The sequence below is a fragment of the Streptomyces tremellae genome (assembly GCF_039540215.1).
Lineage (GTDB): Bacteria > Actinomycetota > Actinomycetes > Streptomycetales > Streptomycetaceae > Streptomyces > Streptomyces tremellae.
This window is the reverse complement of sequence record NZ_BAABEP010000150.1, coordinates 1-1,266: the sequence shown is the minus strand read 5'-3', so window position 1 is coordinate 1,266 and position 1,266 is coordinate 1. Positions and strand designations below refer to the sequence as shown.

At 76.9% G+C, this 1,266-nt stretch carries 1 protein-coding gene; it reads left to right on the top strand.

The genetic code is table 11. From position 1 onward, the window contains the following. Positions 1–1,266: serine/threonine-protein kinase (locus ABEA77_RS33765; RefSeq protein ID WP_425588456.1), on the top strand; the 1,266-nt coding region annotated here is incomplete at both ends.

Here is a 1,266-nt window from a genome sequence, read left to right as displayed (position 1 = left end):
ACCGCGTTCAGGCCGAGCGGCCCGCGAGGGCAGCCGCGGCGGGGGAGGTGCCCCCACAGGGGCCCGGGTCCGCGTCGGACGCGGGAGCCGCGCGGGAGGAGGGCTCGAAGGCCGGGGCGGGTGCCCGCGCCGAGGGCGTCGCGGGCGCGCGGGACGCGGCGCCGGCCGCGGGTGCCGGGAGCGGGCAGGGCGGCGGCTCAGCGGCGGGAGCCGACGTACGGCCTGCCGCGGCGCGCGGGAAGGCCGCGCGGGAGGGGGCGTCCCGGGATGCCGGGCCCGCGCAGGCGGGGACCTCGGCGGACGTGAAGGCCGACGCACCCGGGCCCCGGTTGCTCGCCGGGCGGTATCGGCTCAACGGAGTGCTGGGGCGCGGCGGCATGGGCACGGTGTGGCGTGCCCTGGACGAGATGCTCGGACGCACGGTCGCGGTCAAGGAACTGCGCTTCCCCTCCAGCATCGACGAGGACGAGAAGCGACGTCTCATCACCAGGACGCTGCGCGAGGCGAAGGCGATCGCCCGCATCCGCAACAGCGGGGCCGTGACGGTCTTCGACGTGGTGGACGAGGACGACAGGCCCTGGATCGTGATGGAGCTCATCGAGGGCAAGTCCCTCGCCGAGGTCATCCGTGAGGACGGCACGCTCGCCCCGCGCCGCGCCGCCGAGGTCGGTCTCGCCGTCCTCGACGTGCTCAGGCAGGCGCACCGCCAGGGCATCCTGCACCGCGACGTGAAGCCGTCGAACGTGCTGATCGCCGAGGAGGGCCGCGTCGTCCTCACCGACTTCGGCATCGCGCAGGTGGAGGGCGACCCCTCCGTCACGTCGACCGGCATGCTCGTCGGCGCGCCCTCGTACATCTCGCCCGAGCGGGCCCGCGGCCACAAGCCGGGCCCCGCCGCCGACCTCTGGTCGCTCGGCGGCCTGCTGTACGCGGCGGTCGAGGGCACCCCGCCGTACGACAAGGGCTCCGCCATCGCCACGCTCACCGCCGTGATGACCGAGCCCGTGGACCCGCCCAAGCACGCGGGCCCGCTGGCGGAGGTCATCTACGGCCTCCTCGCCAAGGATCCCGAGCAGCGCCTCGACGACGCCAGGACGCGCGCCCTGCTGCTGCGCGTCGTCAACGCGCCGGAGGCGCGGGAGGAGAAGCCGGAGCCCGCGGGGCTCGACGCGACCCGCGCCGACATCCTCGCCGCGCTCCCCGGGCCCCCGCCCCCCGCCGGCAAGGCCGCGGCGGCGCGCCCCGCGAAGCCGCCGCGGCCTTGCC